This is a genomic window from Sphingobium ummariense RL-3, from assembly GCF_000447205.1.
Classification (GTDB): domain Bacteria; phylum Pseudomonadota; class Alphaproteobacteria; order Sphingomonadales; family Sphingomonadaceae; genus Sphingobium; species Sphingobium ummariense.
Window position 1 is genome coordinate 21540 of sequence record NZ_AUWY01000112.1, and the last position, 26832, is coordinate 48371.

Sequence of the window (26832 nt, forward strand, 5' to 3'; positions counted from 1 at the left end):
TTCATCTATGAGCGCAGCAACCGACCCCCTATTCAGGGTGAGCCCCGACACCTTCCGAAAGGCAGCACGCGCATGAGTGATCGAACGCCGCTGATCGACAGGAAATTTGCCAGTCGCGTCGATTGGAACCTCATGCGGACGTTCGTCGATATCGTCCGGGCCGGGGGCATAGGGGCGGCGGCGCGGCGGCTCAATCGGCAGCAGCCCAGCATCAGCGCGGCGCTGAAGCGGCTGGAGGACCATGTCGGGACGGCGCTGCTCCACCGTACCGCCACCGGCGTGGAGATGACCGCGGCCGGCAAGGCCATGATGGCGCTGTGCGAAGACATGCTGGAATCGGCCCGGATGATGCCGCATGTGATCGCGCAGGCAACCAAGCGCGTCGAGGGCATCGTCCGCATCCAGATCGTGTCCGGGCTCGTTTCGGCCGAGTTCGACGAGGCCATAGCCAGCTTTCACCGACGCAACCCGGCCATTCACATCGAAATCCGCGTGTCCCCCTGGCGCCAGCTGCTCGACGCGCTGGAGCAGGGGGAGGTGGAAATCGGCGTGGGCTACGACAGCAGTGTCCGCGGGAGCCTGATGTACGAGCCGCTGCTGATCGAGCGGCAGCAGCTCTACTGTTCGCGCAGCAGTCCCTATTTCGGCTATCGGGTGAGCCGATTGGGCGAACTTAAGGATCAGGGTTTCGTCCTGACCGGCGAGGACGAAATAGAGGCGATCACCCATTTACGGCGGCGCTACCGGCTCGGTACCGTGGTGAGCGGGCTGGCCGAGGACATCAACGAAGCGCGGCGGCTCATCACCATGGGCGTGGGGATCGGATTCCTTCCGACCGCTGCTGCGGCAAGCGACGTCGCGAGCGGGCGCCTGTGGCCCATGCTCTATGCGGATTTTGAGCCTGCTTACGACATCTTCCTGCTCGCCCGGTCGGAACCCGCCCGCGACACGGCCACACAGCTCTTCTGGGATGAGGTCATCCGGCGCGTGCGCGCCCAACGGGCATAAATCAGGTCTATGGCTTTCATCGGGATTTTCCCCCTGCCTGGATGATGCAGTGCAGCGCAATTTGAGCGCACTGACAGGAGTTGCGGCATGGAAACCAGCCTCCAAGACCGGCTATTCAACCTCATCCCCCCTGCCATGATCATGATCGTCCTGGGGTTCTGGGCTTTTGGTCCACGCCCTCTGGTAGACCATCCCTGGACCCTTACCGTGACTTCTCCGCTGATCGTGATCGCAGTCCTCCTTCTGGAGGCGGTGCACGAACGTCACGCCGGCTGGCGCATGAACAAGCAGGAGTTCATGACGGACCTTTATTATTTGGTCCTCAGCGCGACCGTGATCGCCTGGCTGACGCAAAAATTGGCTGAGGAACCGCTGGTCGCCATCAAGGCTTCGCTGGGGCTGAACACGGCATGGGCGGGAGATCTGCCCTGGCTGGTACAGGTTGCGCTGGTGATCTTCCTCATCGAATTCGGCCAATATTGGATGCACCGGTTGATGCATAATTGGACGCCTTTCTGGCTGACCCATGCGCCGCATCACCATATCACCCAGCTCAACGCGGCCAAGGGCGCGGTCGGCAACCCGATCGAGCTGTTCCTGATCAGCCTGAGCGTCGTCGCGCTGTTCGATTTCGACAAGACGGCCATCTTTGCTGCCCTGAACACCATGGGCGTCATTTCCGTCTTCGCCCATGCCAATGTGCGCGCCGATCCGCCGATCTGGTATTCCTTCTTCTTCACGACGATCAGGCACCACAGCCTGCATCATTCCACCGACTATGAGAGCACGCGTTGCAATTACGGCAACTCGCTGATCCTGCTGGACCGGATCTTCGGAACCTATCGGGAGGGCGAGGGCGTGCTCGTCGGGCAGGACGACCGTAAGCGGCTGACCATCTGGGAACAAACCCTGTTCCCCTTTGCGCCGATGATCGAGAAATACAGGGCACGACGCGCAGCGAGTGAACCAGGCCCAGCCGGGCCGGCCAATGATCCGGACAGAGACGTTGCGGGAGCAAAGGCCGCGGCATGATGGCGAGCCGCTCCGGTCAGGCCATCGCAGCGCGCACCGCGCTCGCCCGGGGCGACATCAATGCCACCCAGAAGTTGGCGGCGACGCTGGTGGCGAATGATCCCGGCGATGCCGAGGGTCACTTCCTTCTCGGCGTGGCGGAATCGAGCGCGGGGCGGGTTCATGCCGGCATCCAGCATCTTGGCCGCGCGATAGAACTCAATCCCCAAGGTGAATATCGCGCGCAGTTGGCCAAGCTCTTCACCCTCGTCCGCCAGGATGGGGAGGCTGCCGCTGTGCTTCGGGAGGCAGAACGGGCCCTGCCCGCCGATGCCCTGAGCCGCGACACGATGGGCTGCGTCTATGCGCGCCTTGGCGACCACGCGGCGGCGCTCGGCCATTTTTCCGCAGCAGTAATGCTCGATCCACAGAACAGGCAATTCCGCTACAACCAGGCCGTGACGCTCAACTTCCTCGGCCGGACAGAGGAAGCAGAAGCGGCGCTGGAGACGTTGATCACCCTGGCCCCGGATCATGCTCGCGCCCACCACCTCCTCTCCAGCCTGCGCAAGCAGTCGGCCGAACATAATCATGTCGAACGCCTTGCACACGCCCACTCGGTGACAGTGGACGGACGGGATAGGCTCCTGCTTGGCTATGCGTTGGCGAAGGAACTCGAAGACCTCGGCCGCCCGGAAGAAGCGCTGGAACGGCTCTGCGCGGTCAATGCCGAGCATCGCGGAACATTGCGCTACGACTTTACCCGCGATGCGGCGACCTTCGATGCGATAGAGGCGAACTGGCCCAGCATCGCCGCCGCTCCTGCGGAGGACGCCCCGCGCGATGCGCCGATCTTCATCATCGGGATGCCGCGCACCGGCACGACGCTGGTCGATCGCATCCTTTCGTCTCACCCTGGCGTCGAAAGCGCGGGCGAACTCCAGGCGATGCCGCTGGCCGTCAAGAAGGCGGCAGGTACGCGGACGCCCACGGTCATGGACCCGGACACGATCGCCGCGGCCGCCCGGAGCGACATGGGCGCGATCGGCCGCGACTATCTGCAGCGGGCCAGCCATTTCCGGCGAGACCCGGGCCGGAGGTTCATCGACAAGTTCCCGGGCAATTTCCACTATGTCGGGTTCATCGCGCAGGCGTTGCCGGCGGCCAGGATCGTCTGTCTCCGTCGCCATCCGATGGACACGGTGCTCAGCAACTTCCGCAACCTCTTTGCGGTCGGTTCGCGCTATTACGACTATAGCTACGACCTCCTCGACATTGCCGCCTATTATGTCGGCTTCGACCGGCTGATGGCCCTATGGCGCGAAGTCCTGCCGGGGCGCGTCCTGGAAGTGCGCTACGAGGATCTTGTGGCGGATCAGGAGGGGCAGAGCCGCCGCCTGCTCGCCCATTGCGGGCTGGAATGGGCGGACGAGTGCCTGTCCTTCCACACCAATGATGCGCCGGTCTCAACGCCCAGCGCCGCGCAGGTCCGCCGGCCCATCTACCGCGACTCGGTCGCCCGGTGGAAGCGGCATGAGCAGGTTCTGGAACCGGTGCGACGCTTCTTCGAACGATCCGGCATCTCCATCGACTGAAAGAGGGCGCGCGACCATGCTGAGACCTGGAACACTCCCCTTCTGCCTGGCCTTGGCCGCCGGGCTCGTTGCGCCAGATGCAGCCGCTTCCGCCCCGCGGACCCGTGTGGTGGAGTTTCGGTCGGAGAACTGCCTGCTGATTTCCGGCGAACGGGACGATATCGCGTCCAAGGTCAGCATCAATGGTCATGCAGTGCCGGTCGAAGGCCGCCGCAACTGGCGAGTCCGCCTGCCGGTGAGCATCGTCCGATCCTGGTCCCCGCCTCTGGCGCGCACTATCACGGTCGAGGTCGATGGGACGAGCCAGGAGGCCGATCTGCCGATCGGGCTGCTCGGCCACGCCCGTGACCTTGCAATGCTTGTTGTCAGGGCCAAGTAATAACCTCATCCCCGCTCAGTAATAAAATAACATATTATCGATATATATTGTAAGTTTCCTCTGCGAAGCCTATTTAGGCGCCAGTCGCCGAAGAGCGGCGCTCGTTTCGCTCAGGAGAAGATGATGAAGATTGGGCTCATGTGTTTGGCGGTTTTCGCCTTCGCGACGCCGGCAATTGCTGGCACCACCAGCGGCAATCCCTTCGCTCGGGACACCGCTATCCTCAACCTCAAGGGTCTGGACCTTTCGACCGCAGCAGGGCAGCAAAGCCTCGCCATCCGCATGGATCAAGCGGCGCGGGCCGTTTGCGGCGACCATATGGCGGGCGTACACCTCGCTCTTGAATCCAAGGCGCGCGATTGTCGCACCGCGGTGGCGGCCGACATCCGCACCCAGATCGAAGCGCAGCTTGCCAAGGCCGGCGATAAGTCGACCGTCCAACTGGCCTCTGCTCGTTGAGTATCCTGTCCGTCCGCGGTGCCCTAATGGCGCCACGGACGGGTCATTCCGCCAGCTTCGCCGGATCGGGCCACCAGGTCAGCGTATGCACGTCATGCGCGGAGGTCCAGACTCCCGTGTCCGCGAAGCGTAAGGCCCCGCTCCCTTCCGCCTTCCCCACTCGGGCCTTGATCGTCATCGATTTCGGATCGATCACGACAAAGGTCTGATCCTCCGTGGTGCGCAGCCACACCAGCCCACCACCCGTATCGATATCGCCCCATTTCAACACCGCGCCGACCTTGACGCGGCCCGTGACATTGCCACTTTCCGGATCGATGCGAACGACCGTTCCGTCGCCCTGCTCCTGAACCCAGACTCCCCCTTCTCCGGCGGCGAGGAAACCCGGCTCCTTGCCCAGTGCCGTCGTCTTGACGACGCTGTTGGTCGCGGGGTCGATGCGCTGGATCGACCGGCCCTCGCTGCTGACCGCCCAGACCGATCCAAAGCCGAACGCCAGATAATGTGTGCCAGGATTGACGGGGATGGTCGCCGCTACCTCGTTCTTTGCCGGGTCGACGCGGGAAACGACGCCCTTCTGATCGCTGGCGACCCAGATCGATCCGGCGCCGGCAACCACGTTCAGTTCGCCTTTGGGATTGGCGATGCCGGTAGGAATCGTGGCGGTCTTCTGCGCAGTCTGCGTATCGATCCGTATGAGCGCATTTTCCTTGCAATCGGCCACCCAGAGCGCTCCGTCGGACAGGGCCATGGCGCCGCAAGGCTTCGACATGGCGACGGCGGCAAGCTTCCCCTGCCGCGACCAGCGTTCGACCCGGCCGGCATTGGTCGCCCACACACTGTCGCCCTCGACGGCCAGGAAGTCCGCAAAGCCGGGCACGTCGATCACCTGCTCCGCATGTGCCGTAGAAGCCGCGCATCCCGCCGCCACCGTCATGATCAATCTCCTGAGCCGTTTCATGCTTTGCCCTTTCCTTGCGAAGATCAGGCGCGCTGCGCGATATAGGCGCGCCATCCGCCCAGGGCGGTGATGTCCTCGGCCCCCGTCATCGCGCGCGGCTCCGCAACGAAGCCCTTGACGCTGCTGCCGTCGGCCAGCGTCACCGTACCTATGGCGAGGGGCGCCGGCACCTCGACCACGAAGCTGCCGAACTCGGCGATGCCCAGTTCGTAAACCTCCAGCGCGATCGATCCGCCTTCGTCGCTGTGCACCAGCGCGGGCTTGGGCGGCACGCTGTTGGCGATCGCATAGAGGCGATAGTTGGGGGCCGTTTCGAAAGCACCCACGAACTTCGCGTCACGGGAAGTGAGTTGCCAGTGCAGCGGCATATCCTTCAAATGAGCGCCGACTACAGCGAGTTTTACGGTTTCCATTTTGCCCTCCAGATCGAGCGGTGGTGGCGACGGAATGTCCGCCGCCGAAATATAGGCGTCAGCGGCGTCGAGCAGCGCAACATCGCTGTCGGCGGGGCCGATCAGGGTGATGCCGAACCCGGTCGCATTCTCCCTTGTGCCGGCGGGCACGGCGACGGCGGCCATGTCCAGCAGGTTCACGAAATTGGTGTAGAAGCCCAGAGCGCTGTTGAGCGCGATCGGCGCAGCCTTGAGTTCCGCGACCCGATAGGTCGTGCCGGTGGTGGGGAAGGCAAGCAGGTCGATGCTCTCCCAAAGCGTGTCAGCATGACGCTTGAGTTCGGCAAGCCGATAGATGCCGTTGAACAGATCCACGGCGCTTATTTCCAGCCCCGGCTCCACGACCTCACGCACCGTAGGGTCGATGGCGTGGGGATGGTCGGCGAGCAGGTCGGCGATGGCGGCGGTCCGCTCCGCCACCCAGGGACCACCATAGAGGAGTTGCGCCGCTTCCTGTAGCGGCGCATAGTCGATCTCCACCAGCTCGGCGAGGGTGGAGAGCCTGTCGAGTGCCCGGTCGTAAAGATATTCGGACTGCGCATCGCCGAAGAAGGCGCGCTGGTCGCGGCGGGGGACGCCGATCCTCTTGCGCTCGACCGGCCGGTCGGCAAGCGGCTTGGAGTAGGGATCGACCGCATCGAAGCCCGCCGCGATGGAGTCGATCAGCCGGGCATCCGCCGTGTCGCTCGTGAAGGCGGTGATGCAGTCGAGCGTACGGCAGGCCGGCACGAGACCGCTGTTGCTCCACCGGCCTTTGCTGGGCTTGAAGCCGATCAAATGCTGGAAGGCGGCCGGAACGCGGCCCGAACCCGCGGTGTCGGTGCCGAGCGCGAAAGCAACCAGTCCCGCCGCCACCGCGACCGAGGAACCGGAGCTGGAGCCGCCGCTGACATAAGACAGGTTGTAAGCGTTTCTGGGGCTGCCATACGGACTGCGCGTGCCGTTCAATCCGGTGGCGAACTGGTCGAGATTGGTCTTGCCGACGCAGATCGCGCCCGCATCGATCAGCCGCTCAACAACCGTTGCCGAAACTTCCGGCCGATAGGTGAAGGCGGGGCAGGCCGCGGTCGTATCGAGCCCCCGGACATCGATGTTGTCCTTCACGGCGAAGGGAACGCCAGCCAGCGGCAAGGCTTCGCCCGCCGCCACCCGTGCATCGACCGCGCGGGCGGCCTCGATCAGGGCGTCGGGCGCGACCCGGCTGATCCAGATCTGAGGCTGAACCGCGTCATAAAGGGCCAGACGTGCGATCGTCTCTTCGGCCACCGCAACGGCACTGATGCGTCCGGCATTGACGGCATCGGCGATCGCCGCGGCGCTGCGGCGGTTCAGTTGGCTTCCGGCGGGTGTGTTCATGCGTGCCTCCTCAGCGCCATCATCGGCGCACCGGGCTGTAACGACTGCCGCTCCTGCACATAGAGCGCCTCTACCCTGCCCGCTCCCGGGCTGGGAACGGCACATTCCATCTTCATCGCCTCTATGATCGCGATCGTTTCGCCGGCATCGACCTCGTCGCCAGGCCCAACGAGCAGCTTCCACAAGCTGCCGCCGAACGGGGCTTCGACCAGGTCGGCGCCATCGGGAATTTCCACCGCATCCGACGGGGGCTGTTCCGCTTCGGCGAGGTTGGCAACCCGGTCGAATTCGCCATTCCGCTGCCACTCGGCGCGCTCCTGATCGAAGGCGGTTTTTCGCCGCGCCTCGAATTCGGCGATCGCGTCCGCATTGTCCGCCAGGAACGCGCGATAATCCGCGAGGCGGAACTCGGACGGCTCGATCCTGATCGAGCGTCGGCCGCTCGGGAAATTGCGCCGCCATTCGACAAGCTGGTCCGCGCTCACGGGATAGAAACGGATCTGGTCGAAGAAGCGCAGCAGCCAGGGCTTTCCCTCGGTGAAAGCCTCGGTCTGCCGATGGGTATTCCACATCTGGATGGTGCGGCCGAACAGCTGATAGCCACCCGGCCCTTCCATGCCGTAGATACACATATAGGCTCCGCCGATCCCAACGACATTGGGCGGCGTCCAGGTGCGCGCGGGATTATATTTGGTGGTCACGAGCCGATGCCGCGGATCGACCGGCGTTGCCACGGGCGCACCCAGGTAGACGTCGCCGAGACCAAGGACGAGATAATTCGCCTCGAAGATCAGATTTTCCACGGCCGCGGCATCGGGAAGACCGTTGATCCGCCGGATGAATTCGATGTTGTCGGGACACCATGGCGCATCGGCGCGGACCGCGCCCATATATTTCTCGATCGTCTCGATCGTGGCGGGATCGCGCCAGCTCAGCGGAAGATGGACGATACGCGACGGGACCACGAAGTCCGCCAGATCGCCAAGCCGCTCCTCCGCAGCGATCAGCATGTCGAGGGCGGCCCGCTGGTCCATGGTCTCGCCGTCGAAATGCAACTGGAGCGAGCGGATCCCCGGCACGATATCGATAATCCCGGCTGGCGCGAGCCGCTCGAGTTCGGCCATCAGGGCGTGGGCCCTTATTCGTAGCTCGATATCCAGCACGATCGGGCCATATTCGACCAGGATATTGCGGTCGCCCTGCTGACGATAGACCGTGCGCGGGCGATCGGGAGTGGCTGGAATCTCTGCGAGGATGGGGGTCAGCGTCCCGATCGGCCGGGCCGGACCGACCCCATGCGCACTCCCCGAAGCGATCAGCCTGCGCTGATCCAGATCCGCCTCGCGCGCATCCTCGGCATTGACCGGCACGAAGCGCAGCTTGTCGCCGGGTGCGAGCTGGCCCGTGATCCAGCGGTCGGCGGCGATCACCACGAACGGGCAGACGAACCCCCCGAGCGAAGGACCGTCCGGTCCCAGGATGATGGGCATGTCGCCGGTGAAATCCACGGCGCCGATGGCATAGGGGTTGTCATGGATGTTGGACGGGTGGAGACCGGCCTCGCCGCCGTCGGCGCGTGCCCAGCGGGGTTTGGGTCCGACCAGCCGGACCCCGGTGCGGTTGCTGTTATAATGGACCTGCCACTCGGCCGCCACGACCTCTTCGATATCCTCGTCGGTGAAGAAATCGGGAGCTCCATGCGGACCGTAGAGCACGCGCAAGGTCCATTCGCCGGTCAATGGAGGCAGGGCCACTCGCGGCAGCGCAGGCCCGACCGCCTCATCGCCCAGATGCAGGGTGTCGCCTGCCAGCAGACGCCGCGCGGCATGCCCGCCGAACTGCCCAAGCTCGAAAGTGCTGCGGCTGCCGAGATAGGGAGCGATGTCCAGACCGCCCGCGAACAGGATATAGCCGCGTATGCCGCCGCCCGTCACCCGACCAAGGGTAAGCGTCTTTCCCGCTCCGACATCGATCGCCACTCCGCGCGGCACCGGCGTCCCGTCGAGCCTGGCGCTGAAATCGGCCCCGGTGAGACAGATACGCGCAGGCGCGGTAAAGGTCAGCGTGGGGCCGGTATGGATGACCTCCAGGCCGGCCGTGCCTTCCGCATTGCCGAGCAGCCGGTTGCCGAGGCGGAAGGATTGGTCGTCCATCGGACCTGACGGCGGAACGCCCACGGCCCACAATTTCTGGCGGCCGGGCCAATCCTGCACCGTCGTCGCCGTACCCCCGCTTACCACTTGGATGCTGCGCGGATGGAAGGCGATGCCGTCGAAGACGCGCGTCGAGACTTCCCCGCTGACGAACGGCGCCGAACGCACCACCTCCCGAAGCCAGCGCAGGTTGGTCTCGATCCCGTCGACACGACTTTGATCGAGCGCCGTCTGCATGGCTGCGACGGCCTGCGCTCGGGTGGGCGCGTGGACGATCAGCTTGGCAAGCATGGGATCGTACCAGGCGCTGACCGTACTGCCCGCCATGCACCAGGTTTCGGTACGAATGTCCGGCGGAAACGCGACGGCCGTCAGCGTGCCGGAGGTCGGGCGATAGTCGAGCGCGGGATCTTCGGCGTAGAGCCGCACCTGCACGGAATGCCCTTTGGGACGCGGCGGCTCTCCATCCAGGAAGGAGAAGTCACCGGCAGCGCCGCGGATCATCCATTCGACCAGATCAATGCCCATCACCTCTTCGGTGACGCCATGTTCGACCTGGAGGCGGGTGTTCATCTCCAGGAAGAAGAAATCCTGCCGTTCTGCGTCATAAAGAAATTCGACCGTTCCCGCCGACCGATAGGACGCGGCCTTGCCCAGCCGTGTGGCGGCGGCGATCAACTCGGCGCGCACCGCTTCGGGCAGCAAGGGCGCGGGCGCTTCCTCTACCACTTTCTGGTTGCGACGCTGGAGCGAGCAGTCCCGCTCACCCACGGGCATGACGCGCCCTTCGCCGTCGCCGAATATCTGCACCTCGATGTGCCGCGCCCGTCGGATGTAGCGCTCGAGGAAGATGCCGGCGTCGCCGAAATTGCTTTCACCCAGGCGCGCGACGGCGGCGAAATTCTCGCGGACGGCCGCCTCGTCCTCGCAGACGCGCATGCCGATCCCGCCCCCACCAGCCGTCGCCTTGAGGATCACCGGGAAGCCGATCTCTCGCGCGGCGAGCACCGCCTGCGCCTCGTCGCTCAGCAGATCGGTGCCCGGCGCGAGCGGGACGTCGTGCGCCGCCGCCAGAGCGCGTGCGCTGTGCTTGAGGCCAAAGGTGCGGATATTGTCCGGCGTGGGGCCGATGAAGATGATCCCGGCCTTCGCACAGGCCTGGGCGAATTCGACATTTTCGGCAAGGAAGCCATAGCCCGGATGAATGGCACCAGCACCTGTCGCGCGGGCCGCATCCAATATGGCGTCGATGTTGAGATAGCTCTCGGAAGCACGTGCACCGCCGATGCAGACCGCCTCGTCGGCTTGCACGACATGGAGGGAGTCCTCGTCGGCTTCCGAATAGACCGCAACCGAGCGCAAGCCCATCCGCCGGAGCGTCCGGATGATACGGGTCGCGATCGCGCCGCGGTTCGCAATGAGGACGGTATCGAACCTCATGCGGCGACAATCATGCGCACGGGCGTGGGATTGAATCCGTTGCACGGGTTGTTGATCTGCGGGCAGTTGGATACGACCACGATGACGTCCATCTCCGCGCGCAGGTCCACGGTCAGGCCGGGCGCGGAGATACCATCGACGATGCCCAGCGATCCGTCGGGTTCCACCGGCACGTTCATGAAGAAGTTGATGTTGGAAACAATGTCGCGCTTGCCCCTGCCTTCCCGCAAATTGGCCTCCAGGAAGTTTTCGACGCACGCATGTTCCGCCTTGGTGTGGTGGCCGTAGCGAAGCGTGTTGGATTCGCAGGAACAGGCGCCGCCGATCGTGTCGTGATAATCGACGGACGTGGCGGTGATGGTCATCATCGCCCGCCCCTCGTTGGAACGCAGCACGGTGCCTTCGCGAAGGAACAGATTGCCCTGCGCGGCGACGGTGTCCTGCGCGCTGTAACGCTCCGCATCGTCCTGCGCGGAATAGAGGAGGAAATCGACCGCCTGATTCCCTTCCAGATCGACGATCCTCAGGGTCTGGCCGGCTGCGACATGATGCAGCCAGGGCGCTCTCGCTGGCACGATCTCGTCATGGAGGATGGCGCCCGGAAGACCGGACAAGTGGATATCGGCGCTCATTGAGGCGTTTTCCCTTCTAACGGCGAAAATAGTCTTCGACATTCTCGAAGGCGCGCAGGCCCTCTGGAGTGCCGTTCCGGATCGCATCGTCCGCCGCGGTGACCGGACCCCGCCAAGCCGTCGCGCGAACCGGCGTCACGGTCCAGTCTTCGCGCGGATCAAGAACATGCGGGCAGTTCGCGATCACCACGATGACCTCCATTTCCGCGCGCAGCACCAGGCTCCTGAAAGGCGCGAACGGCCCGATCTGCGGCACGATGCTGCCGTCGGCCTCGATCCGGGCGCCCTTGAACAGATTGACGCACGGATGGACGTCCCGCCGTTGAAGACCATGTTTGGCGGCGCCCAGCAGGAAGCGGTCGCGGCCATTGGGCGCCGGGCCGCTATTGGCGCCGTTGCCATATTTCGCGGCGTTGGTCGCGGCATTGGACGTCCCACAGAATGTGTCGTGCGTCCCGGCCCCGTCTTCCAAGAAACTCATGAGAACGCGGCCCATGTCCGACAGCAGCAGCTTGCCCGTGCCGAGATAGGCGTTCCACTGCACTTTCACCGTATCAGCGACATTGAGCCGTTCGGTCGGCATTTCCGCGTTGAAGATGAGCAGGGAAGCACAGGCGTCGCCCTTGAGATCGATCAGTCTCAGGCGGGCGCCGCGCGACAGACGTCGCGTTGCATAGCCGCCCGCCGCGATCGTCTCTTCCCACAAGAGGTCGTCGGCGGACACGCCGTCCGGCAGGTCGTCGGCGACCGGTGGAAGCACCGGCATGGCTTCGACCAGCGTGCCCGCCATCGCGCGGGCGTGGTCGCGGGCTGCGGTGGGGTTGGCAAGAGTTGTCATGCCATCACTCCGTCTGTCTGGTTGATGGATTCCTGGTCGTAGAGCGGGGGCAGCAGGGCGGTCGTCGTCACGAGCTGAAGCTGGTGGACACCGCGCACGCGCCTGAGCGCATCGCACAGTTCCTTGAGCAGCGATGCAGGCCCCTGCACCAGCAGGACTTCGAGTGACTGGTCATCTTCCAGGAAAACGTGCTGCGAGGAGATGACTTCCTTGAGATAGTCCGCCTGCGTCTGGGCGAGCTGGTGCCGCACGCGGCCGCGGTCGCCGCGATAGACGATCGTGATGGTGCCGGCCAGCATCTCGTTGGGACGAGTGAAGGCCTCATGTTCGGCAAGTGCATGACGAATAAGCTCGGCGATGAGCTGGGACCGCGAGGGCAGGCCGCGCTCCTCCACCATCATGTCGAGTTGCCGGAACAGATCCGCTGGTAAGCTCATGCTCAACCTCGCGAGGCCCGCAGGTTCGCTAACCATGTCCAACCTTCTCCTCATTGTCCTGTTCGCCGTCCGGAGAAGCTGCCGCCTCTTCCGTTTCATCGGCTGCGTCGGGCGCAGGCTTGCGCAGAGCCAGATCATAGACGGCCGTCGCGCCGAAACGGTGCGGGGCGTGCGGATCGTGACGACGCTTATCCAAGGCGAGCACCCGCGTTCCCAGGCTGAATGCTTCCCGGATGTCGTGGGTCACCATGATGATCGTCAGCGAATAGTCGCGCCAGAGCCGGGTGATCAACTGGTGCATATCCGCACGGATGCCCGGATCGAGCGCGCCGAACGGCTCATCGAGTAGCAGGATGCGGGGCCGCTTGATCAGCGCCTGGGCGATCGCCAGACGCTGCTGCATCCCGCCCGACATCTGGGCAGGATAAAGGTGGAGGCTGTCGCCAAGACCCACCGCCGCCAGCATCCCGGTCGCTTCCTCCACCGCTTCGCGGCGCGCGGTGCCGAACAGGCGCGCCAGCACGGGCGCCTGGTCGCACTCCAGTCCGAACAGGGTGTTGCGCAGGGCCGACAGGTGGGGAAACACCGAATAGCGCTGAAAGACGACGCCCCGGTCCGGCCCGCACTCGGGCGTCAGCGGCGTTCCGTCGAGGAGGATCGATCCTCGTGTCGCCGCCTCCTGGCCGAGGATGAGACGCAGCAGACTGCTCTTTCCCGCCCCCGAAGGCCCGACGATCGAGACGAAGGATCCTGCTTCGATATCGATCGACACGCGTTCGAGGACGATCTTGTCGCCATATTCGACCCACACGTCGCGCAGGGAAAGAAGCGCGCTCAATGGCTGTCTCCATGGGCCCAGGGAAAGAGGCGCTGGCTGAGCAACGTTAGGGAGATGTCCATCGCTACCGCCAGCAGCGCGATCCAGACGACATAGGGGATGATGACATCCATCGAGAGGTAACGGCGGACGAGGAATATGCGGTAGCCAAGGCCTACGTCCGACGCGATGGCTTCTGCCGAAATCAGGAAGACCCAGGCCGGTCCCAGCGACAGGCGCATCGCGTGGAAAAGGCGCGGCATGGCCTGCGGCAGGGCCACCCGTGTCATGATCTGCCAACTGCTCGCGCCCAACGTTTGCGCCTTCACGATCTGCTCCCGCGGCAAGGCAGCGACATGAGCGGCGATGTCACGCACCATCACCGGCGCTATGCCGATGACGATCAGCGCGATCTTTGCCGTTTCGCCGAGGCCGAGGGCGATGAAGAGGATGGGAAGCAGAGCGATGGGCGGGATCACGGCGATACCCGTTACCAGCGGCCCGAAGGTCGCCCGGACCGGCGGGAGGACGCCGAGGACCAATCCGACGAGAAGAGCCGTCACCGTCGCGATGCCAAGGCCGATGCCGAGCCGCTCCAGACTGGCCAGCGTATCCGCCCAGAAGAGCAGCTGTCCGGTCAGCTGGTCCGGCTGGAAAAGCAGGCCCGCCATGGCCTTCATCATGCCATCGGGCAGCGGTAATATCTTGTCGAACGGATTGGCGGCATGACGCTGGGTCGCCAGGAACAAATAGAGCAGGACCAGCAGCAGGATCGGCACCGCCCCCAGCAGCAACCGGTCGCCTCTTCTGACATGGCGATTCACCCAACGCATATGGTCATCGTCCTACAGGGGGGATCGATCGGGTGGGCTCAAAGCTTTCCGTCAGCAGCCAGTTTCATGAAGCTGTCGTCGAACCGCAGCGTCACATGCTGCGCATCGCCCAGCGTCTTCCCGCCGGCAAAGCTCATGCCGACGGCATCCGCTGAAGCGGCACCCTTGAACAGGCCATGGGTGAAGCTGAAGTCCCGTACCTGCGCCATGCTCTGAACGAGTGCCGGCGCCGAAGTGGCCGCCACGGCGGATTTCGGATCGGCATAGAGATGCGTGGTCGCCAGCTGGCTCTCGAACACTTCAGGCGTCGTGCCGGCCAGTTTCGCCATCGCCGCACGAGCCGCCTTCCCCTCCGCATCCTGCCGCTTCATCAGCGCCATCGTATCGAACCAGATGCCGGCGAGCGCCTTGCCCAGATTCGGATTGGCCTTCAGGGTCGCCGTATCGACAACCAGCAGATCCAGAATTTCTCCGGGAATCTGGGCCGAGCTGAAGACCTCCTTCGCACCGGCCTGTTCCTTCATTACCGACAGCTGCGGGTTCCATGCGACCGCCGCGGTAACGTCCGGGCTGGAGAAGGCTCCGACGATATCGGCATCGGACGTGTTCACCGTCTTGATGTCGGTGGGCTTCATCCCCGACTTTTCCAGCGCACGAGCGAGCAGATAGTGGGAGACCGACAGTTCGACGAGATAGACCTGCCTGCCCTTGATCGCTGAGAAATTGTCGGCACCCTTGAGCAGAATGCCATCATTGCCGTTCGAATAGTCACCGACGATGATCGCGCTCGTATCCTTTCCCCCGGCTGCGGGAATGGTCAGAGCATCCATATTGGTGACTGTCACGCCGTCGAACTTGCCAGCAGTATATTGATTCACCGATTCGACATAATCGTTGACCTGAACGATATTAATCTTGATGCCGTATTTATCGGCCCATTTCTTGACGATTCCAGCCTGTTGGGCATAGGGCCATGGCATCCAGCCCGCATAGATCGACCAGCCGATGTTGAACTCCGTCTTCGGCTTGATGGGGGCATCCGGTGCTTGCGAACAGGAAGCAAGCAAAAGGGCTCCCGTCATCAGAGCGGCCCGGGCTCCGTCGCGAAACAGTCGGATCATCGTTCGTCCCCTTTCGATACCCACTATTGCAAAGCAGCATGGGCATGTCCATCAGGATTTATTACCTTTGCAATTTTAGGTAATACTGCTCGAGATGGCGAAGATCCTCGCGGCGAGTGCCACGGAAGGCGCTGCGGCGCCGGTGACAGGGTTGTGCCGCACGCGAGTCGATGATCATAGTCGAGCAACCGCGCTCGTTTTGAAGGACAGCCCAGCGCCCGAATGGATCTCTCGCTCGGCTTTACGATTCGGCGGCTCAGCGGTTCACCATCTTCCCCCTCTCCCGCTGTCCTGCCGGTCGTTCGCCGAGCTTCGTTTCGGCGCGCAGTGTAAGAAAACCGCAAATTGTGCGCCGCACCCAGCCGTTGCAGTCATACTGAGCAAGCGCAAAATTATTACGCTTGACCCATTACGTAATATCCATACCGTATAGTCGACGACTGCCTATCAAAGCAGCGGAACAGAAGGGTGGATTAGCCGGACAGTCACCGGCTTGAAGTGAGGGTTCGTGGATCGAAGACCGGCGCGCAATGCTGCTCTCTCGGGCACAACGCCGCCAGTCGCCAGTAGTGCACGCGGTCGTGGCTTTGCCGATTCATTGCGCGCTATTCGAACTGATTGAATGATGATCGCCGCTACTCCGATTACAGAAGACGGCGCACATCATGGAATGACGATGACAACTGGCCGGGAACCGGCTGACAAGGTGCCGGCCTAGCCAGAGCGCCAAAGGAGAAGGATGTCACTTGAGGCTCAACTGGAAGGGGGTCGAAGTGACTATGAAATTGTTTCGCAATACATTGCTCGGCGCAACCATTCTCATGGGCGTCGGGACCACTTCGGCTTTCGCTCAGGGCACCGCGGATGGTGCCGATGGCGCAAGCGGCGAAGGCAATGAGATCGTGGTGACGGCCACCCGCCGCGCGGTTTCGATCCAGAACGTCCCGATCAACATCACCGCCGTCGGCCAGGAGCAGCTTGCCCGGCAGCGCATCGACGACATACGTGATATCGCCGACTTCACTCCGGGTGTAACGATTTCGGATACGGGTCCGGGCTCGACCGGGACGATCGTGCTGCGCGGCCTCAACGCTTCGGATTCCAGTGCGACCGGCGCATCTTACGACAGTGCGCTGGGCGTCTATCTCGGCGAGGTGCCGCTCTATTACGACTTCAAGCTGCTCGACATCGCCCGTGTCGAAACGCTGCTCGGGCCGCAGGGGACTCTCTACGGCCTGGGCACTCTTGCCGGTGCGATCCGCAATATTCCCAACCGGCCTGACACGAACAAGTTCGAAGGCGAGGTGCATAGCCGCCTTTACGGCAAGGGCCATAGCGGCAAGCTGGGCTATCAAATGGATGGTGTCATCAACATCCCGATCGTGACGGATCGCATCGCCTTCCGTTCCGCCACGGGTTATTTCTACGATCCCGGGTTCATCGACTATCCGCTGCTGCTCCAGACGCCCGGCGTTTCGCTCCCGCAACCCGACGGTCCGACCAGCATCTCGCCCGCCGGCTATGCCGCGAACCTGAGAAAGGAGAAGGATCTCAATTTCGAGAAGACCTTCACCACGCGCAACCAGCTGCTTTTCCAGTTCAGCGAGGATCTGAAGGTCAACTTCACCTATGCGTTCCAGCAGACCAAGACCGATGGCGGCCAGTATAACAGCGCCGGCGTCCTCGGTACGGGCAAATATGAAAGCGCCGCGCGTTACATCGAACCGGTGAAGCGCCGCGCGCATCTGGGCAGCATGGAAATCAACGCCAATATCGCGAATATTGCCGACCTGGTCGCGACGACGGCCTATACCGACGTGAAGAACGACAATCAGGCGGACAATACCGACCTTCTGCTCGATCTCGACTATGGCTATGAAGCCTTTCCGGCTTTTTCGAGCTGGAACGAAAGTCATGATCGCCGCAAGCAGTTCAACCAGGAAATCCGCTTCGTCTCCCGCCATGGTGGCCCGTTCAACTGGGTGATCGGCGGCTTCTACAATCAGCAGAAGCGTCTGCGCGAATATACGGAGCACGTCCCCAATCATCCCTGGGTGGAATTCGGTACCCAGCCCAATCCGGACGAGGTGGAATATAACAGCTTCAACAAGTCGAAGGTGACCGAGAAGGCAGTCTTTGGCGAAGGCACGCTCAGGATCATACCCGAATGGCAGGTGACGGCAGGACTACGCTATTTCGGCTACACCTCCGACGTCAGCGGTCGCGCGGTGCTCCCACTGCTCGGGGATCCGGTCAGCCCTTATGACCTTCCCTCGGCTGGCGGGGAGTCGAAAAAGAACGGCTGGGTGTGGAAATTCAACACATCCTACAACTTCACCCCCGACGTCATGGCCTATGCCACCTACAGCAAGGGCTACCGGATCGGCGGCCCCAACACGGTTGCCCCCTGCGTTCTGCCGCTCGATCCGACGCAGCAGAATGTGTGCGCGCTGCCCAACGAAATGCAGTTTGGCCCCGACACCACGAAAAATGCCGAACTCGGTATCCGCACTCAGCTTCTCGATCACAAGCTGACGTTCAACTTCAACGTCTTCCAGATCAAATGGGACGGCATTCAGGTCGATTCCGCCACCATCAACGGCATTGTCGGCATCATCGTCAACGGGGGCAAGGCCAAGTCGGAAGGTTTCGAAGCATCCTTCCAGGCAAGGCCGATCGAAGGGCTGTCGATCCAGGGGACCTACTCCTACACCGATGCCAAGCTAACACAGGATGTTCCAGGAATCATCGCCGTCAACGACCCGCCCGGCACCTATCCCAGTTCGCCCATCCAATTGGACGCACTGTCGGGGGATCGCCTTCCGGGTTCCGCAAAGAACAGCGGTAGCCTGGGAACGACCTATACGATGCCGTTCATGGCCGGTAACCTAGTGGCGGACTGGACAGCGACCTATCGCGGCAATGTCGTGACGCGGCTCGGTTGGGACCGTGCCTATGGCGCCAAGCTTCCGAGCTATGTGCTGCACCGTGCCTCGCTGGCCTATGAGACGGATCGCTACAGCCTCGTCCTGTTCGCGAACAATATCTTCGACAAATATGCGGTGGCTTCCGTCTCCAACGACCGCTCGCGCGTGGGCCTCAACGATGGGGTGCTGCTCCGCTACTACAGGCAGACCGTTATCAATCCGCGCACCTTCGGCATCGAGGCGCGCTTCAAATATTGATGTGACGAATGTCGGGGCGCTGTCCTGACAGGATGGCGCCCCGGGGCACCGCATCCGCATCGTCGCAATGCTGCCACTGGAGGAAAGACAAGGGGCGATGGCTGCGGATGCGTGCATGATGTTATTGGCACGAACCGTCGCATGGAGTGCGGCGCTCCTGACGGTGATTGGCTTGGGGCATGCGTCGGACGCGCAGGCAGCCTGCGTCGCGCCGTCAAAGCTTTTCGCCGAGAAGTGGATTGACGGCACGCTGCCGCAAGAGCCTCCCACCCAGGTCCAGCAGCTCGACCAAGACAGCTTCGTCATCCGCCAGTCGGTCCAGACCAATTTCGAAGCGCCCTTCCTCTATCTGCTGTTCGGGCGCGACAGGGCGCTGCTGATCGACACCGGGGCGGAAGGTGGCCGGATCAGGCCGACGGTCGATCGGCTGGTGGCCCAGTGGCTGGCCGCTCACGGGCGCCGCTCGATCCCGCTGGTGGTCGCCCATAGCCATAGCCATAGCGACCATGTGGCCGGAGACGCTGCCTTCCGCGATCGCCCGGACACGATCGTCGTCGGGCTGAAGCCATCGGACGTCGCCGCCTTTTTCGGCATCCCCCACTGGCCCGACGGGATTGCCAGGTTCGATCTCGGCGGTCGCGCGCTCAGCATTATCGCGACGCCCGGGCATCAGGCTGCCGCGATCATGGTCTACGATCCTCGCCTCAAGATCCTCTTGTCGGGTGACACGCTCTATCCCGGCCGCCTTTACGTGCCGGTCAATTTCCTCACCGATAATCGCGCCAGCGTCGAACGGCTGGCAGCCTTTGCGGCGAAGCATCCGATCTGCGCCCTCATGGGTGCGCATATCGAGATGACATCCGAGCCGGGCCGCGACTACGGACATGAAGCATCGATCCATCCAGATGAACATCCCCTCCCCTTGCCGGAACAAACCATTGGTGAACTCCGGGCCGGCCTGCAGGAGCCGCTGAACACACCCGGTCAGCGGCAGGTCCACGATCACTTCATCATTGTCCCGGTCCCTGCCCGCGCGGAGTGATCCGGCGTCGTCTGATAAGCTCGCTTTCAAGAGCAGAGGGAAAGTTGCCGTGACGTGCGCCCCTGAAATGTGACCGCCCGATAGTAGAGTCCGACTTGAAGGACTCAGACGACGATGAAGCGGAGCAGGTTCAGCAAGGAACAGATCATCGCGATCTTGAAGGAGCAGGAGGCCGGGCTGGCGGAGGCGTGCCAGCGCCACGGGATCCAGCACGGCGACATCAAAGGTCGGTGGTCTTGAGGTGTCTGACGCGCGGCGCTCGACTTCGTCGCTGACACCTGGTCTGCGGTCGGCGCCACACCGACGCGGTGCGTGGGCGCGCACAATGTGGCGCCCTACCTCACGCCTTCCTCCTCCGGCACTACGTCCACCGCAACCTCGATCTTCTGTCCCGCACCGCCGACGAACAGGCCGTCCATCGGCGCGACGTCGGCATAGTCGCGCCCCATGCCGACGAAGAGGTGCCCATCCCCGGCGATGACGCCGTTGGTGGGGTCGAAGCCTATCCACCCGCGCGTCGGCCCGCACCACAGCATCGCCCAGGCGTGCATCGCGTCCGCCCCGACCAGCCGGGGCCGTCCCAGCGGCGGATCGGTGCGAAGATAGCCGCTGACATAGGCGGCGGGCAGCCCGGCATGACGCAGCGCCGCGACCATCACATGAGCGAAGTCCTGGCACACGCCATGTCGCGCGACGAAGGCGTCGGCAACCGGCGTACCGGCATCGGTCGCGCCGGGCTCATAGGCGAACTCGGCCCTGATGCGCTGCGCCAGTTCCAGCGCCGCAGCGACCACCGGTCGATCGGCCGCCAGCATTTCGCTGGCCCAATCCCCTATCTCCGCCAGCAGCGGCACGCGGGGCGAGGCATAGAGATAATGGGCCGGTGCGGACGGCCCTATCTCGCGATCGGTCAGCGCGGCAGCGGCCACGGCACGGACGGCCGGATCGCCGTCCATCGGCTCGATCGGCGCGCCCTGCACCCCCACGCGGAAGCTGCTGTCGATACGCAGGACGGAGATAGGGCTGTCGATCGCGATCCGCGCGACCCGCACCGGCCAGCCGCCTGGGCGTGCCTCGACGGAGGCAGGCGCGGGGTCCACCGCCAGCGCATAGTCGGAGGTCCACTGGCCCGGCCAGGGCGCGGGCTTCAGGCGCAGGTTGAAGCGGGCGAGCCGGACCGGCGCGGCGTAGCGCACGACCGTCCGGTGGCGGACATGGTAGATCATGACAGCAGGTTCGCGTCCTCGCTCTTTTCCTTGCGGACCTGCAGGAAATAGCGCTGCCCGACCGCATCGGAAAGGGCGAGCAGCCGCGCCTCCGCATTGGCGAGGTCGTCCATCGTCAGCATGTCGCCAGTCAGCGGTGCCAGTTGCGCGACCAGAGCGCCCGCAAGCCTCTGCGGCTCTTCTGGCATGCCGTCGGCGCGCAGTGTGGGGAGGGCGGCGATATGCTCTGCGATCCGTGCCGCCTGCCAGGCGATGGAGCGCGGGTTCTGCGGCTCCAGCGCGACGAGATCGCGCACCGGCGCCAGCGAAGGTCCGGTCAGGTAGCGATTGCGATAGCTGATCTGGCTGTCGCTGAGGTCGAGCAGGATCGACAGGTCGTCATTGCTCGCATTGTCATGGCCGAGCAGCATGGTGAGGCGGCAGCCGTTGACTGCGCGCTCCATCCGCCGCCCCATGTCGTGGAAGCGCCATCCCTCCGTCCGTCCCATATTCTCCGCCGCCAGTCCCGACAGGGCCGAGATCCGCTCGATCATGCGAGAGGAGGCGTCGAGGAGCGTTTCCGTCACCGCTCCGTCAAAAGCGGGGAGCGGCAGGCGCACAAGGCGCCAGAAATCGATCGCCAGCCGGTCGCGCAGTCCGGCGCCGATTCCTGCCACCGTCGCCATCAGCGCCTGCACGCTGCCCGGCCGCACGCCATCGCCCAGCGCCTGTGCACAGAGCGGGCCGATCGGCCCGGCGGTCTGCGAAATCGCCCCCCAACGTGCAAGCTGGTCCACCAGCCGCGCCATGGTTGGGGAGGCGACCGCTGGCCCCAGGTCGACCTCGATCGATCCGCCGACGATCGCCCGGACGATGCGCAGCGTCATGTCCGCCCGCTCGATATAGCGGCCAAGCCAGTAGAGGTTATCCGCTGCCTTGGCGGGCAGCATGCCGCCGATGCGTCGGATGGCGGGCGAGCCTCCGGATCCCAGCAGCGTGTCGGGGGGTACCGGGCGTCCGTCGATCACGCACATGTCGGCCGACAGGTCGCCTTCGCCCATCAGCGCAGCGCGGATGTCGCCATGCGCGGCGAGCCGCGCGAAGGCGCCGGGCATAATCCGCCACTGGCCGAGCGAATCGCGGGCGACGAAGACTCGCAGGGTGAAGGGCAGCGGCGCAAGCCGCCCGTCGACGATGGCAGGCGTGGTGGACAGCTTCACCACCTCCTGCCCAACATAGTCCATCGGGCGCCGGGCGATGCCCTCCAGCAGCGTGGCCCTGCGCGCATCGTCCATCGCGGAACCGGGCAGGAAACGCCGGTCCTGCAGCCCTGCCGCGTCCTGGTCGAACGCGGAGCCGACGACCAGGTCGCCGATCCGTCCGGTCACATGAGCGCGCTCGGCCGGCTGGCCGCACCACCAGGTCGCGATATTGGGCAGGATCAGCTCCGCGCCCAGTAGCGCCTTGGCGAGGCGCGGCAGGAAAGCGGCAAAGGCGCGCGATTCGATCACGCCCGCACCCGGCCAGTTCGCGAGCATCAGCCCGCCGCGCGCGCAGGCGTCGTACAGGTCGGGCACGCCGATCCGCGATTCCCCGTCGAACGCCAGCGGATCGAGAAAGCGGCTGTCCATCCAGCGCCAGAGGCCATCAACCCGCTTCAGGCCCTGGATGGTGCGCACAAAGAGCTGACCGTCCGACACAATGAGGTCGTCACCCTCCACCAGAAGCAGGCCGAGATAACGGGCGAGATGCGCCTGCTCGGCATAGCTCTGGTTGAAGCGGCCCGGCGTCAGGAGCCCGATGCGGGGGTCGGCACGCACGCAGTCGGCGGCCAGGCCGCGGCGCAGTTCGTCGAAGAAAGGCGCCAATCGCCGCGTGTTCATCGCGCCCAGCAGGTCGCCGGTGGAGCGGGACAGAGCCAGACGGTTTTCCAGCGCATAGCCTACGCCCACCGGGGTCCTCACACGGTCGGCCAGCACGCGCCACTCGCCCGCCGGACCGCGCCCGATATCGGCGGCGTAGAAATGGAGGAAATGGCCGCGCGGCGGCGGCGTGCCGGTCATCACCCGCCAGTAATGCGGGCTGCCGGCAACGACGCTGGCGGGCAGCTTGCCTTCGCGCACGAGGGATTGCGTGCTGTAGATGTCGCTGATGACCCGTTCCAGCAGCTCGGCGCGCTGGGCGAGGCCCTGCTCGATATGGCTCCACTCGCGGGCGTCGATGAGCAGGGGCACGGGACTGAGCGGCCAGGGCCGTTCCTGTTGGTCGCCGGTCAGGCGGAACGCCATGCCAAGGTCGATCGCCTGGCGCGTGACATTGGCCGCGAGCGCCGCTGGATCAGCCTGGCACTGGTCGGACAGGCGATCCAGCATGCCGCACCACCGCTCCGCCATGTCGGGCGCGGCGGCCGCGAACAGGTCGCCCCTTGGCGCCTGCGCCAGATAGGCGTCGGCCCAGCCCGCCGTCGCCAGCGCGTCCGCCATCACAAGCCCGGATGCCGAAAGCGCAGGTCCAGCGTCATCGGAAACTCGCCGGGCAGTTCGGCGGCAGGGATCTCGACCGCGCCGGGGGTATGGCCATGATCCTGGAAGCGCGCCTTGCGCCGCGACTCTGCTTCATAGGCGTTGATCGGCAGCGTGTCGTAGTTGCGGCCGCCCGGATGGGCGACATGGTAGACGCAGCCGCCGAGCGACCGGCCGCTCCAGCTGTCGAGCACGTCGAATGTCAGCGGTGCGTTGACCGGCAGGTTGGGATGCAAGCAGTTGGCCGGCGCCCACGCCTTGTAGCGCACGCCGCCCACTGCCTCCCCCGGTACGCCGGTCGGTGTCATCGGCACGCGGCGGCCGTTGCAGGCGATGACGTGGCGGCCCGTGACGAGGCCGGTGGCGCGGACCTGCAACCGCTCGGTCGAACTGTCGACATAGCGCACCGTGCCGCCGATCGCGCCCGTCTCCCCCAGCACGTTCCAGGGCTCGAGCGCATGGGTGATCTCCAGCCCCACGCCGCCCGCATCGACATCGCCATGGACGGGGAAGCGGAACTGGCGCTGCGCCTCGAACCAGTTGGGGTCGAAATCATATCCCGCGCCGCGCAGGTCCTCCAGCACCTCCAGGAAATCGGCCCAGACGAAATGCGGCAGCATGAAGCGGTCGTGCAATGCCGTACCCCAGCGCACCAGCCCGCCCTGCTGCGGCTGGCGCCAGAACCAGGCGGTGAGCGCGCGCAGCAGCAGTTGCTGCACCAGGCTCATCTTCGGTTCGGGCGGCATTTCGAAGCCGCGGAATTCCAGCAGGCCGAGCCGCCCGGTGGGGCCGTCAGGCGAGAACATCTTATCGATGCATATCTCGGTGCGATGGGTGTTGCCGGTCACGTCCACCAGCAGGTTGCGCAGCAGCCGGTCGACCAGCCAGGGGGGCGGGATGTCGGCTTCGCCGGGCGATGGCACCTGCGCCAGCGCGATCTCCAGTTCGTAGAGCCCATCGTGCCGCGCCTCGTCGATGCGCGGTGCCTGGCTGGTCGGGCCGATGAACAGACCCGAGAAGAGATAGGAAAGCGCGGGATGCCGCTGCCAGTAGAGCACGAAGCTCTTGAGCAGGTCCGGCCGGCGGATGAATGGCGAATCGTTGAGCGTCGGCCCGCCCAGGACGATATGGTTGCCCCCGCCCGTGCCGATCGAGCGCCCGTCGATCATGAACTTGTCGGCGGTGAGCTGGCACTGCCGGGCAAGAGCGTAAAGCTCCTCGGTGATCTCGACCGTCTCGTCCCAGCTCGCGGCGGGCTGGATGTTGACCTCGATCACGCCCGGGTCCGGCGTGGCCTTGAGCACCTTGAGCCGCGGGTCGGGCGGCGGGGCATAACCCTCGATCCGCACCGGGATGCCCGATGCCTGGGCGGCCGCCTCGACTTCGGCGATCAATTCCAGATAGTCCTCGAGCGCCTGCACCGGCGGCAGGAAGACGGAGAGATAATGGCCGCGTGGCTCGACAGTGACGGCGGTGCGCACCGCGCCCTCTATCATCACCTGCTCGACCCGGTCCTGCGCGGCCGCGCCACCCTCCGGCCCGGCGACGCGCTGCATCGGCTGGGCCTGCGCCTCTTCCCGGGTTGCCGACTCGGCCGCCTGCACGCGGAAATCGGGCAGCGGTTCGCGCGGTTCGCTGGTGTCGCGCGGGTGGATATAGGGATATTGGGCCGGCGGCACATAGGGCAGCGATCCCAAGGGGAGGCGATAGCCCAGCGCCGAATCCCCCGGCACCGCGAACAGGCGCCCGCGCCGCAGCTGCCAGATCTCGCTCTGCCAGCGGGGCGTCGCCACTTTCTGCTGCCAGCGCTGGATCGGCAGCACATAGCCGACAGGCTGGTCGAGGCCGCGCTCGAAGGTCTTCACCATCCGCGCCCGGGCCTCGGGATCGCTGATCTTCGGGTCTTCCGGGCTGGTGTTGACCGGCAGCTCGGCTTCCTTGACCGACCAGACCAGCGGGTCTTCATAGACCGGATGGGTGTAGTCGGGTGAAAAGCCCATATGGCCCGCCATCCGCTCCAGAAAGGCCTGGGCATCCCCCGCCGTCACCGTCCGCGCGCCCTCCGGCGCGTCGTCGGGCGCGATCAGCGCGGTGTCGCGCCAGATCGGGACGCCGTCCGTGCGCCAGTAGATCGCATAGGCCCAGCGCGGCAGGCTCTCGCCCGGATACCATTTGCCCTGGCCATGGTGCAGCAGGCCACCGGGCGCGAACTTCTCGCGCAGCAGGCGCACCAGCCGGTCGGCATAGGCGGCCTTGGTGGGTCCCACCGCGTCGCCATTCCACTCGCCCGCCTCGCCGCCATTCTCCGCGACGAAGGTGGGCTCGCCACCGGTGGTCAGGCGCACGTCCTGCGCCTCCAGGTCAGCGTCGACCCGCGCGCCCAACGCCATCACCGCGTCCCAGCGGGTGTCGGTGAAAGGCTTGGTGATGCGCACCGCCTCGGCGATGCGGCTGACGCTCATCGCGAAGTGGAAATCGACTTCGGCCGGCTCGGCCATGCCGCTGATCGGTGCAGCCGAACGATAGTGGGGCGTCGCGCAGAGCGGAATATGCCCCTCCCCCGCAAACATGCCCGACGTCGCATCCAGCGCCACCCAGCCCGCGCCCGGCACATAGGCCTCGGCCCAGGCATGCAGGTCGACGACGTCCTGGGTCACGCCCTTGGGTCCTTCGATCGGCTCGACATCGGCGACCAGCTGGATCGAATAGCCCGACACGAAGCGCGCCGCGAAGCCCAGCCGGCGCAGCAGCTGCACCTGCAGCCAGGCCGAATCGCGGCACGAGCCGATACCGACCTCCAGCGTTTCCTCGGGCGACTGCACGCCCGCCTCCATGCGGATGACATAGCCGATGCGCTGCTGCAGCCGGCGGTTCACCTCGACCAAAAAATCGATGCTCCGCCCGGTGAAGCCCCGATGCTCCTCGACCAGCGCGTCGAACAGCGGGCCCTGGTCCTCGACATCGAAATAGGCGGCGAGGTCGGTCTTCAGCTGCTCGTCATAGGCGAAGGGATAATCCTCCGCATAGGGCTCGACGAAGAAGTCGAAAGGGTTGATGATGTCGAGATCGGCGAGCAGGTCGACCTCGATCGAGAAATGATCCACGGGATCGGGAAAGACCACCCGCGCCAGCCAGTTGCCGTGGGGGTCCTGTTGCCAGTTGAGGAAATGTCCCTTGGGCTCGATCTTGAGCGCATAATTGGGGATTTTCGTCCGGCTGTGCGGTGCAGGCCGCAGGCGGATGACCTGTGGCCCTAGCCGGATCGGCCGGCTGTAACGATAGGACGTCAGGTGGTGCAGCGCGGCCTTCAACATGGCTGCGATCAAACGCTACGGATTGTTGCAATGCAATATTCAATTGCAAAACATCGGCGGCAACGGCAAAAA

19 protein-coding genes and 1 pseudogene are annotated in these 26832 nt (G+C 64.6%); 8 read left to right on the plus strand and 12 right to left on the minus strand.

The features are described from left to right. The first annotated feature begins 72 nt into the window (after positions 1–72). The 5 genes from M529_RS40745 (at position 73) to M529_RS40760 (ending at position 4452) form a co-directional block, all read left to right on the plus strand. Complete coding sequence (locus M529_RS40745; RefSeq protein WP_021318980.1) at positions 73–1008, plus strand: LysR family transcriptional regulator; 936 nt, start codon at positions 73–75, stop codon at positions 1006–1008. An 87-nt stretch (positions 1009–1095) separates the two neighbouring features. Further along, positions 1096–2040, plus strand: a complete 945-nt coding sequence (locus M529_RS40750; RefSeq protein ID WP_021318981.1) for a sterol desaturase family protein — start codon at positions 1096–1098, stop codon at positions 2038–2040. Next, positions 2037–3614, plus strand: coding sequence for a tetratricopeptide repeat-containing sulfotransferase family protein (locus M529_RS40755; protein ID WP_021318982.1), 1578 nt, complete (start codon positions 2037–2039; stop codon positions 3612–3614). Before M529_RS40750 ends, M529_RS40755 begins: the two co-directional genes overlap by 4 nt. Positions 3615–3630: 16 nt before the next feature. Then, entirely contained in the window at positions 3631–3993 is a 363-nt protein-coding gene (locus M529_RS0124920) for a hypothetical protein (protein WP_031295193.1), read from the plus strand. Between the two features lie 120 nt (positions 3994–4113). Then, on the plus strand, positions 4114–4452 hold the full coding sequence (locus tag M529_RS40760; RefSeq protein WP_051184076.1) for a UrcA family protein: 339 nt from the start codon (positions 4114–4116) through the stop codon (positions 4450–4452). 43 nt (positions 4453–4495) lie between these two features. On the opposite strand, the gene M529_RS40765 is transcribed toward M529_RS40760, so the two are convergent. From M529_RS40765 to M529_RS40805, 9 genes are read right to left on the minus strand one after another with little or no spacing between them, the layout of a single operon-like run. Further along, positions 4496–5413 (minus strand): Vgb family protein, encoded by a 918-nt coding sequence (locus M529_RS40765; protein WP_031295194.1) that lies wholly within the window; start codon positions 5411–5413, stop codon positions 4496–4498. Between the two features lie 23 nt (positions 5414–5436). Continuing rightward, on the minus strand, positions 5437–7221 hold the full coding sequence (gene atzF, locus M529_RS40770; RefSeq protein ID WP_021318986.1) for an allophanate hydrolase: 1785 nt from the start codon (positions 7219–7221) through the stop codon (positions 5437–5439). Then, complete coding sequence (gene uca / locus M529_RS40775) at positions 7218–10814, minus strand: urea carboxylase (RefSeq protein WP_021318987.1); 3597 nt, start codon at positions 10812–10814, stop codon at positions 7218–7220. Before uca ends, atzF begins: the two co-directional genes overlap by 4 nt. After that, positions 10811–11446: an urea amidolyase associated protein UAAP2 gene (locus M529_RS40780; protein ID WP_021318988.1), complete on the minus strand. Its 636-nt coding sequence runs from the start codon at positions 11444–11446 to the stop codon at positions 10811–10813. The genes uca and M529_RS40780 overlap by 4 nt, the downstream gene beginning before the upstream one ends. 16 nt (positions 11447–11462) lie before the next feature. Then, entirely contained in the window at positions 11463–12284 is an 822-nt protein-coding gene (locus M529_RS40785) for an urea amidolyase associated protein UAAP1 (protein WP_021318989.1), read from the minus strand. Continuing rightward, complete coding sequence (locus M529_RS40790; RefSeq protein ID WP_236617708.1) at positions 12281–12721, minus strand: CopG family ribbon-helix-helix protein; 441 nt, start codon at positions 12719–12721, stop codon at positions 12281–12283. The genes M529_RS40785 and M529_RS40790 overlap by 4 nt, the downstream gene beginning before the upstream one ends. Before the next feature lie 28 nt (positions 12722–12749). After that, the gene (locus M529_RS40795) at positions 12750–13559 is read right to left on the minus strand and encodes an ABC transporter ATP-binding protein (protein ID WP_021318991.1); all 810 of its coding nucleotides are present in this window, start codon (positions 13557–13559) and stop codon (positions 12750–12752) included. After that, positions 13556–14371, minus strand: coding sequence for an ABC transporter permease (locus M529_RS40800; protein ID WP_031295198.1), 816 nt, complete (start codon positions 14369–14371; stop codon positions 13556–13558). Before M529_RS40800 ends, M529_RS40795 begins: the two co-directional genes overlap by 4 nt. Positions 14372–14409: 38 nt before the next feature. Next, positions 14410–15492, minus strand: coding sequence for a putative urea ABC transporter substrate-binding protein (locus M529_RS40805; protein ID WP_021318993.1), 1083 nt, complete (start codon positions 15490–15492; stop codon positions 14410–14412). Between the two features lie 779 nt (positions 15493–16271). Here M529_RS40805 and M529_RS40810 point away from each other — a divergent pair. From M529_RS40810 to M529_RS48530, 3 genes and pseudogenes are all read left to right on the plus strand, one after another. Next, positions 16272–18677 carry a TonB-dependent receptor gene (locus tag M529_RS40810; RefSeq protein WP_031295200.1) on the plus strand — a complete coding sequence of 802 codons (2406 nt, stop codon included), beginning with the start codon at positions 16272–16274 and terminating at the stop codon, positions 18675–18677. Positions 18678–18792: 115 nt separating this feature from the next. Further along, entirely contained in the window at positions 18793–19719 is a 927-nt protein-coding gene (locus M529_RS40815) for an MBL fold metallo-hydrolase (RefSeq protein WP_152522635.1), read from the plus strand. Positions 19720–19833: 114 nt separating this feature from the next. Continuing rightward, a pseudogene (locus M529_RS48530) lies at positions 19834–19978 on the plus strand (transposase); the annotation flags it as partial. 76 nt (positions 19979–20054) lie between these two features. Here the strand turns inward: M529_RS48530 and M529_RS40825 are convergent. The 3 genes from M529_RS40825 to M529_RS40835 are packed head-to-tail and all read right to left on the minus strand — an operon-like array spanning position 20055 to position 26760. Further along, entirely contained in the window at positions 20055–20945 is an 891-nt protein-coding gene (locus M529_RS40825; protein WP_021318997.1) for a transglutaminase family protein, read from the minus strand. Continuing rightward, the gene (locus M529_RS40830; RefSeq protein ID WP_021318998.1) at positions 20942–23407 is read right to left on the minus strand and encodes a circularly permuted type 2 ATP-grasp protein; all 2466 of its coding nucleotides are present in this window, start codon (positions 23405–23407) and stop codon (positions 20942–20944) included. The genes M529_RS40825 and M529_RS40830 overlap by 4 nt, the downstream gene beginning before the upstream one ends. Then, a complete protein-coding gene (locus M529_RS40835) occupies positions 23407–26760 on the minus strand; it encodes a transglutaminase family protein (protein WP_031295202.1) in 3354 nt (1117 codons plus the stop codon). The genes M529_RS40830 and M529_RS40835 overlap by 1 nt, the downstream gene beginning before the upstream one ends. Positions 26761–26832: the final 72 nt, after the last annotated feature.

Excerpts from the sequence above, each read along its gene's own strand:
- M529_RS40745 (WP_021318980.1), top strand. The coding sequence starts at position 73 with ATGAGTGATCGAACGCCGCTGATCGACAGGAAATTTGCCAGTCGCGTC.
- M529_RS40750 (WP_021318981.1), top strand. The coding sequence starts at position 1,096 with ATGGAAACCAGCCTCCAAGACCGGCTATTCAACCTCATCCCCCCTGCC.
- M529_RS40755 (WP_021318982.1), top strand. The coding sequence starts at position 2,037 with ATGATGGCGAGCCGCTCCGGTCAGGCCATCGCAGCGCGCACCGCGCTC.
- M529_RS0124920 (WP_031295193.1), top strand. The coding sequence starts at position 3,631 with ATGCTGAGACCTGGAACACTCCCCTTCTGCCTGGCCTTGGCCGCCGGG.
- M529_RS40760 (WP_051184076.1), top strand. The coding sequence starts at position 4,114 with ATGATGAAGATTGGGCTCATGTGTTTGGCGGTTTTCGCCTTCGCGACG.
- M529_RS40765 (WP_031295194.1), bottom strand. The coding sequence starts at position 5,413 with ATGAAACGGCTCAGGAGATTGATCATGACGGTGGCGGCGGGATGCGCG.
- atzF (WP_021318986.1), bottom strand. The coding sequence starts at position 7,221 with ATGAACACACCCGCCGGAAGCCAACTGAACCGCCGCAGCGCCGCGGCG.
- uca (WP_021318987.1), bottom strand. The coding sequence starts at position 10,814 with ATGAGGTTCGATACCGTCCTCATTGCGAACCGCGGCGCGATCGCGACC.
- M529_RS40780 (WP_021318988.1), bottom strand. The coding sequence starts at position 11,446 with ATGAGCGCCGATATCCACTTGTCCGGTCTTCCGGGCGCCATCCTCCAT.
- M529_RS40785 (WP_021318989.1), bottom strand. The coding sequence starts at position 12,284 with ATGACAACTCTTGCCAACCCCACCGCAGCCCGCGACCACGCCCGCGCG.
- M529_RS40790 (WP_236617708.1), bottom strand. The coding sequence starts at position 12,721 with ATGAGCTTACCAGCGGATCTGTTCCGGCAACTCGACATGATGGTGGAG.
- M529_RS40800 (WP_031295198.1), bottom strand. The coding sequence starts at position 14,371 with ATGCGTTGGGTGAATCGCCATGTCAGAAGAGGCGACCGGTTGCTGCTG.
- M529_RS40805 (WP_021318993.1), bottom strand. The coding sequence starts at position 15,492 with ATGATCCGACTGTTTCGCGACGGAGCCCGGGCCGCTCTGATGACGGGA.
- M529_RS40810 (WP_031295200.1), top strand. The coding sequence starts at position 16,272 with ATGAAATTGTTTCGCAATACATTGCTCGGCGCAACCATTCTCATGGGC.
- M529_RS40815 (WP_152522635.1), top strand. The coding sequence starts at position 18,793 with ATGATGTTATTGGCACGAACCGTCGCATGGAGTGCGGCGCTCCTGACG.
- M529_RS40825 (WP_021318997.1), bottom strand. The coding sequence starts at position 20,945 with ATGATCTACCATGTCCGCCACCGGACGGTCGTGCGCTACGCCGCGCCG.
- M529_RS40830 (WP_021318998.1), bottom strand. The coding sequence starts at position 23,407 with ATGGCGGACGCGCTGGCGACGGCGGGCTGGGCCGACGCCTATCTGGCG.
- M529_RS40835 (WP_031295202.1), bottom strand. The coding sequence starts at position 26,760 with ATGTTGAAGGCCGCGCTGCACCACCTGACGTCCTATCGTTACAGCCGG.